Origin of the sequence: Rhodopirellula sp. JB055 (assembly GCF_043100905.1) — a bacterium.
Lineage (GTDB): Bacteria > Planctomycetota > Planctomycetia > Pirellulales > Pirellulaceae > Rhodopirellula.
The window spans coordinates 20,351-27,715 of sequence record NZ_JBICHO010000056.1 but is presented as its reverse complement, the minus strand read 5'-3'; the positions used below and the strand labels follow the sequence as shown (position 1 = coordinate 27,715).

The window sequence follows — 7,365 nt, the reverse complement described above, 5'->3', positions numbered from 1 at the left end:
CAGACAAGGGAGCGACACCCTCCCTTAAAGCAGTTCCGAGCACGCTACGGACAAATAACTCCCGGGTAGAGATGTCACTCATTCTTGGATTTTTTAGGCAAAATTTTCGAAAACCTGCGAAACTTCTACGAAGAAGGAGAAGGCGGTCATCCTGGAAAACGCGAAACGCCACGCTGAAATTCAACGTGGCGTTTGCTGGAAATTAGCAGTTGGTTTTGAGCGGGCCTAGAATTCGCCGTCGATCACTTCACGTGAAGCACGCGATCCCAGAGCGCCCCACAACCCGTACGGGCTCTTCGCTCCCGGTTGGTTGAGGTTCGCAGCGTTTCCGTACAAGAGAACCATGGGACTGTTCTGATTACCTGCTTCAATCGACGAAGTGATGAACTTCACCGCCCCATCCCCCATCAACACATGCACGCCACCTTGATGGCGGCTGGAAGCGGTCATCAGTGACTGACCATTGGAGTCGTGAGGGACGCAGAGTGGGCTGTTGGGTGGCAAAATGATATGCACATTCGACTGCGCATTTTGCGTGTCGGCCCAACGCAAACCACGCCCTTTGATCTCGCTCTCCAGCCCGCTATTGACCCAAAACTGTGGACGAGTCGGATCGATCATCGGGGTCGCGTCTTCGATGCAAAGTCGCGGATTGTCTCGGATCATCGCCTCGGCACTCTGGCCGCTGGAATGCACCTTGCCACGCGTGCGGTTGTCGGCATCCCCCAAATCCGTCGCGATTTCTGCCATCGCGATCGTATTGGACAAACCATCCAAGACGTCACGGAATTTCGTTTGCGAGTGGATCACAAAGAAACCTCGGTTGGAGGCCCGAGAGTTTTGGGCGGAAGTACTTGCCTGGCTCGGATCGGCGGGACGCAACACTCCATTCATCGTCCACCAACTGGAGTCTCCCATCGACATCGCATAATTCGTTCGTCCCAGGCCGGGCAATCCCACGCCTGGATCACTCGGGCAACGCAGCGTCGGAAGCTCGGTCGACCAAGGCTTGTACTGGATGTTCTCGGGCGTCGGTCCCATCGGCGGCCAGGGATTTCCAGGAACGCCAATCGTGGCACTTGCGTTGCCATCAGTTCGCTCCGCATTGGGATTCGAGATCTGCTCCCAGAGTGCTTGCTGCTCCATGAAGGGTGTCATCCCGACCAAAGCACTCAAACGCCAGTAGTTTTGATTCGAGTAGGCGGTCCACCAGTTCCCAGACGTTCCCAGATCCGTTCCGACACCATGGATCGGAACCCCGTTGTAGGCGCTGTGATAGTTGTGCATCGCCAGCCCGAGTTGCTTGAAGTTGTTGCTGCAACTCATCCGTCGGGCGGCTTCGCGAGCGGCTTGGACGGCGGGCAACAGCAACCCCACCAGAACGCCAATGATGGCGATCACAACGAGCAACTCCACCAGTGTGAAGCCTCGCCGAGAAGAGGATTTACTTAACATGTAAACATTCCTTGGTTTCAACAGTGTTGTTTCGAAATATTATCAACCGGGAGAATAAATCCTCGCCGACCGAGCATGCGATTATTTCACATACCTTATATTCACCTGAACACCGCTAACAAACCTTGGGGTCGCGGAATTAACCAAAAACACCTAAAAGAAGAGGCCAAACCCCTCTCACGATCCCCGCCCGTCGGAAGGGTTGCTGATGCATTGCCGACATTGATGCACCACCCCCAAAAGGGCTACTCGAAACCTGCCCGGATGGCATAACTTTCTTTGTCACGCAGATCCAGGCATCAAAAAGTGCCATTTGAGGTCTAATCTGCTCGCGAATTCGCATTGGCGAAGCGGAGTCGCGATACCTCCCCCGAAACTTTGTTTCGGGGAAGGCTGGGGAGCGAGGCCAAATTTAAACCGTTGTCCTCCACAGTTCCGTCGAGCAACCCGCGAATGCGACTCCTCGTTGCCAGCCAGCCCATCCTCAAGCGTTCTCGCCACGATGCTCGACGACTGCGGCCGGCCACACAAACATTGGAGGACAAATGTTCGACTCTCATTCCACGCTCAGGCTCTTCACTTGGAGAGCGACTTGTTCAGCTCTTCCGCTTTCACTTGAGCCGCCTGCATCACGGTCTCAATCTCAACGGGAATCCCACCTTGGCGTTTGCTTTCGAAGGCCGCTTGCATGAAGGCATACAGCTCAATGGTTTCGGCGGAATCGATCGGTGGTTCGCCGGTCCGGAAGAACTCCGCGATCTCGACCAGCAACGGACGGTAACCGTCGTACTTGCCAATCTCTTGAATGGCCTTTTCACCGTAGACCATTCCACCGTAGCCGGAACCGCCCGCTCGGATCCCTCGGAACGTTCCAATTCGCCCGTCCCCCCAACGCCCAACTGCCAATTCAAAGTCGTCCGTCGATGTGTGTGATACCGTCTCGCATCCCACACCCATGCAGGTGTAAAGCGTTTCAACGCCGTGAATCCCATACCAATACAAATCAATATGCGATGGCTCGATCTTGCACGGGCTGTGGGCGCTGCAACCAAGCACCTTTCCAACCGAACCTGACCGGATGGCTTGAGCGCCTTTGCTGTATCGCAGCGAAGAACTGGAGAACATCGGCACGTTGTGATGCTTGGCCGCTTCGTAGATGGCGACTGTTTCTGCCAGGTTCGATCCGACTGGTTTGTCGATGAACACGGGCTTTCCCGCTGCGAAGACCTGCAACGCTTGTTCGTGATGCAGCGTCCCGTCGTTCGTTTCCAGCAACACGCAATCCACCTTGGACAGCAGATCGTTGATTGAATCAACGATCTCAATTCCCATGGATTTCAACTGTTCGGTGTAGCCAGGAATTCGACTGCTGCTGGACTCGATCGTTTTGCTTCCGTAGGGATACGCCGCGACGACGCGAAAGCCTGCCAACGGATCACCGTCCGAATGCTCGGCATTGAACTCCTTCGCAAACGCCGGTGAATGAGAGGTATCCAAACCAATGATGCCAATGCGCACAGGATCTTTCGCGGACACCGACGCAAAGGAAGAGAGAATCCCCAGACAAACAAACACCGCAACAACGACCAAATGAACACGCATCAAACCACTCACAAAGCAAAGAAGAAAAACCAGTTGAATTGACGAAGCCGAGCCAACCGCGGCGGCTCAGACCTTCGGCTCCCATCCGGGTTCGTACTCTCGTCCCCACAGCGCCAAGGCGTCGGGATTGCCAACCGGTTTCCCGCTGGCCGAATCGATTTCCAACTCGGACGAACAGCGATACGCCATGTTGCCCAGGTGACACAGCAACGTGCTTCGGTGGGCTTCTTGAATGTCTGCGTTGGGGCGTCGCCCGGTACGAATGGCGTCCAAGAAATCGGCAAGGTGGCTGGTGTCGCCACCTTCACCGTTGACCGTTTCGATTTCTTTGTTGCGGTCATCGAACCGAGTGAAACCATTGCCCCGGATGATGATGGAACCTTCACTCCCGTGAAAACTGACGCCAACCGCTGCGTCATGGGGGCCCAGTGGCGACCAACTCAGTCCTTCCCAAGTCGCTGTTTTTCCTTCAGGAAAATCGTAGGTCACCATCATCGTGTCGGGAGTTTCTTGATCGTCGTCATGTCGGTACTTGCCCCCGCCCGCTCGCACCCGACTGGGCGTGGTGACTTGCAATCCCCAACGGGCCAAATCCAACACATGGATACCGTTGTTTCCCAGTTCTCCGTTGCCCCAGTGCCAACGCCAGTGCCAGTTGTAGTGAACCAGATTGTCCACGTACTGACGCCGTGGTGCGGGACCTTGCCACAGTTCCCAGTTCAACCAACTCGGTACAGCGGCGGTCTTTCCGTGCCCGATCGATGGACGCCGGTTGTTGTACCAACTGCGTGAATAGGACACCTTGCCGATGCCTCCTGAATGGACCAGATCAATGGCCTGCATGACGGCCGGCCAACTGCGACGTTGTGATCCCATCTGAACCACTCGGTCGTGCTTCCTAGCCGCTTGCACCGCCAACACGCCTTCCTCAGCGGTTTGGCTGCATGGTTTTTCGACATAGACATGCTTCCCCGCTGCACATCCCAAAATCGTGGCGGGCGCGTGCCAGTGGTTGGGCGCGGCCACCACCAAAGCGTCCACGTTGGCTTCGTCGAGCATCTTCCGAACGTCAACAAAGGTTTTGGGGCGATGGCCTTGGTTGTCTGCAACGGAAGACGCGACCTTCTCGGACGCTCGGGAATCCACATCGCAGATCGCGACCACATCCGCCCCGTGATCTTTGATGAATCCCTTGGCCAGTGCGGCCCCGCGATTGTTGACGCCCATGACGCCGACTCGGATGACTTCGTTGGGTGACTTCTTCGCCGAGGTTTCCGCCAGCACAGGACGAGTCGCCAGGGTCGCTCCCAGCGCCGCCCCCGCCTTCAAAAACAAGCGACGATCACGCTTCCGAAGGTTTGGTTGTGACGACAATGACGACTGCACATCAGGATACTGAGAACGCTGGTTCATGACGAAATCCTTGAGTTGGACCGATCCCCCCATAACTGCATTGCACAACACGGTCCCATTCACACAGCAAGAAAAAGTGCGAGGAGACAGTGAGGCAGTGACAATCGGTGGGCAGCCTCGGACGCTTCGATTCAGAAACGTCCAGGGCCAATCGATCAGAGAGGCGGGCGGGTTGGGTGGGAAACCAGAATCAGCCATCGAGCTGACTGGTCGAGGCATCCGGCCCGAATTGACTGTTGGGCAAGACGCATCGTGGCTCCACATTGTAAGCAATATTGACAGCGGTTTGGTCTTTGAACCTTTCGCTCGTCAAATGTCGGCTCACAATCAGCCCCTGGAAAACAAACTCGCTTGCCAAGAGATTGACCATCGTCCACCAGTTCGTGCCTTTTTACAAACGCCCCAACAGCCACTCATGAGCTCTCGCGAATCGACGCCTCCGCCAGAGGACTCATCCGGCGCGGTGATGGACCGCTTGGTCCTGTCGTACCTGGACATCCGCCGGGCGATTGGACTGAGCGGTTTGTTGCTGCCAATCCTGCTCGGTCCGGGTGGACTGCTGTTGGGGATCGAAATCCAAGAGAACATGAGCAGCTACTATCACACTCCACTGCGAGACGTGTTTGTAGGAACCCTCTGCGCGATCGGGATCTTTCTGTTTTGCTACCGCGGTTACGACCGCATTGAAAACTGGACCGCCAACATCGGTTCGGCTGCCGCCGTTGGCATCGCACTCTTTCCGCTGGACTACGGTAGTGATCCGTTGATTCAGAAATCGCTGGTGGGCTACGTTCACACCATCAGCGGCGGTGTTTTCTTCATCACCCTGGCGTTCTATTCTCTGTATCTCTTTCCCCGTGATTCTCTGCGCGAAGCCGAGTCCCTTTTGTTTGAACGATCGTTCGCTTTTCGAACCAGCGGGTTGGTGATTCTGTTCATCACGTTCGCCATGGGCGGCTACATGGTATTGCTTCCACAAAATTGGAAGGACTGGCTGAACGGGTACAACTTTTTGTTCTGGGCCGAATGGATCGCGGTGTGGGCCTTCGCCAGTTCTTGGCTCGCCAAAGGCCGCGTCATCGTCACCGAACTTGGCGTCGAGGTCCTCGCCTACTCACGCAAAATGGTGCTGCAGCACGGTTTGGGGATCAAAGACACCCCGTAAAAGCCTGTTGATTGAGTCAACCTGAACGCGATCACGTCCGGTTCGTCTCGGATAACCGTGGCCGATCACCCATCGGCGGATCACTCAATCCGTGAAACGCATTCCATCAGCAGCCTGCCAAGCAATGGCCATCGCCGTTGAGAACGCCCACATGCCGCCACGGAAAAACGCGACTGCGATTGAGCCAGATGGAAACGACTGGACGGTACTACACTACTTGGTATCCGCTGGCATCGCTTTGGGACGCACGCGATCCCGCTCGACACTGTCGCACCATCGCTTGAGTTCACGGCTGAGTTGCCGCGCAACGTCGGGGTACCGGTCCGTCACGTCATGCGACTCGGTGGGATCAGCGTGCAGATCATAAAGAACCTCCGGTTCGGTCGAATCCTTCAGCTTGGCACTGCGAGTCACAAAGGGTCGCACGAGTTTGAATTGGCCCTGGCGAACCGCCGCGTTATGGGTGTAATTCGGATGGGCCCGATTCCATTGCCAAAACCGCGTGGTGGAATGACTCGCCGAGGCATCGTGCAGCACCGGCACAAAACTCTCCCCGTCCACTTGGTTCTTCGACGGCAACTCGACCCGGCAAAGATCCAAGATCGTTGGCAGCAGATCCACAAAGGTGACCATCTGATCACGCTCGCCAGGAGCGAAATGACTTGACCGGCGAACAAACAATGGCACTCGGATACCGCCCTCATTGACCTGATACTTGGTGCCTCGCAATTCACGATTGAACCGCTCTCCCGTCACTGGGTCAGGCCCGTTGTCACTGGCGAAGAATACGATGGTGTCTTCGGCCAACCCCAGGCTTTCAACCTCAGCCAGCAATTCCCCAATGCCTCGATCCATCACCTCGATCATGGCATAAATCGTCGCGGTGGATTCATTGAACCCTTGGTCACGATACTTGGCGATGATTTCGGGCGGTGCCTCCAAAGGACGGTGCGGAGCGTAGTGTGCTAGATGCAGGAAAAAAGGATGCTCGCGGTGTCGTCGTACAAACTCGATCGCTCGGCGATTCAAGTCATCGGTCAAATACTGATCTTCGACGTCACTGATTTTTCGCTGCTGCGAGAACGGGTACCGAAAGTAGCGGACATCGTCCGAACCAAAGAAGCCCTCGAACTCATCGAAGCCGCGGTCGAGTGGATGAAACCCGTCACCTCGACCGGTGTGCCACTTGCCGACCAAACCGGTCGCGTAGCCAGCGTCCCGCAGAACATTGGCGATCGTCGTTTCATCGCGCCGCAAACGCGTCATCTTGGGATACTTGTTCATGTTCAGTGTCACCACGCCGGTGCGGTGCGGGTAGCGTCCGGTCAGCAACGCTGCTCGCGCAGGCGCGCACACGCAAGAACCGCTGTAAGCCTGCGAAAACCGAACCGACTCTTTCGCCAAGCGATCCAGATTCGGCGTCCTCGTCGGATGCCCGTCTCCGCCTTCCAAATCACCGACCGCGAGATCATCGGCCAGGATCAGAATGACATTGGGTCGCCGATTCTCGTCGGCTGAAGCATTCACCCGTGTTGCGGCAACGTCCGCATCCTCAGGCGTCTCGGCCCGACTCCCTGAAGACAAGAGCACAACCGCGGCAACAGCAACCAACGCAAAAGACTTCATGTGAACAACCAAGAAGCAGCACGACCCATGGAGAAAATTCGTTTCAGCACTGCGACGACCAGCGAGCAGCGGCATTCAAAAGGGAGGCTAATCTCTCTTTGGTC

General features: G+C 56.2%; 5 protein-coding genes. 1 reads left to right on the top strand and 4 read right to left on the bottom strand.

Annotated features, from left to right (window positions below; translation table 11 throughout):
- Positions 1–225 precede the first annotated feature (225 nt).
- The 3 genes from ACF8AM_RS02300 to ACF8AM_RS02290 form a co-directional block, all read right to left on the bottom strand.
- Complete coding sequence (locus ACF8AM_RS02300) at positions 226–1,455, bottom strand: DUF1559 domain-containing protein (RefSeq protein ID WP_392554084.1); 1,230 nt, start codon at positions 1,453–1,455, stop codon at positions 226–228.
- 576 nt (positions 1,456–2,031) lie between these two features.
- The gene (locus ACF8AM_RS02295; RefSeq protein ID WP_392554083.1) at positions 2,032–3,057 is read right to left on the bottom strand and encodes a Gfo/Idh/MocA family protein; all 1,026 of its coding nucleotides are present in this window, start codon (positions 3,055–3,057) and stop codon (positions 2,032–2,034) included.
- A 66-nt stretch (positions 3,058–3,123) separates the two neighbouring features.
- The gene (locus ACF8AM_RS02290; protein ID WP_392554085.1) at positions 3,124–4,503 is read right to left on the bottom strand and encodes a Gfo/Idh/MocA family protein; all 1,380 of its coding nucleotides are present in this window, start codon (positions 4,501–4,503) and stop codon (positions 3,124–3,126) included.
- Between the two features lie 382 nt (positions 4,504–4,885).
- On the opposite strand from ACF8AM_RS02290, the gene ACF8AM_RS02285 reads away from it, so the two are divergent.
- Positions 4,886–5,635: a DUF998 domain-containing protein gene (locus tag ACF8AM_RS02285; RefSeq protein WP_392554082.1), complete on the top strand. Its 750-nt coding sequence runs from the start codon at positions 4,886–4,888 to the stop codon at positions 5,633–5,635.
- A 213-nt stretch (positions 5,636–5,848) separates the two neighbouring features.
- Here ACF8AM_RS02285 and ACF8AM_RS02280 read toward each other — a convergent pair whose 3' ends face one another.
- Complete coding sequence (locus tag ACF8AM_RS02280) at positions 5,849–7,261, bottom strand: arylsulfatase (protein WP_392554081.1); 1,413 nt, start codon at positions 7,259–7,261, stop codon at positions 5,849–5,851.
- Positions 7,262–7,365 lie beyond the last annotated feature (104 nt).

What these genes read in the sequence shown, in the direction of transcription:
- ACF8AM_RS02300 (WP_392554084.1), bottom strand. Translation starts at nt 1,455, where the DNA reads ATGTTAAGTAAATCCTCTTCTCGGCGAGGCTTCACACTGGTGGAGTTG.
- ACF8AM_RS02295 (WP_392554083.1), bottom strand. Translation starts at nt 3,057, where the DNA reads ATGCGTGTTCATTTGGTCGTTGTTGCGGTGTTTGTTTGTCTGGGGATT.
- ACF8AM_RS02290 (WP_392554085.1), bottom strand. Translation starts at nt 4,503, where the DNA reads ATGGGGGGATCGGTCCAACTCAAGGATTTCGTCATGAACCAGCGTTCT.
- ACF8AM_RS02285 (WP_392554082.1), top strand. Translation starts at nt 4,886, where the DNA reads ATGAGCTCTCGCGAATCGACGCCTCCGCCAGAGGACTCATCCGGCGCG.
- ACF8AM_RS02280 (WP_392554081.1), bottom strand. Translation starts at nt 7,261, where the DNA reads ATGAAGTCTTTTGCGTTGGTTGCTGTTGCCGCGGTTGTGCTCTTGTCT.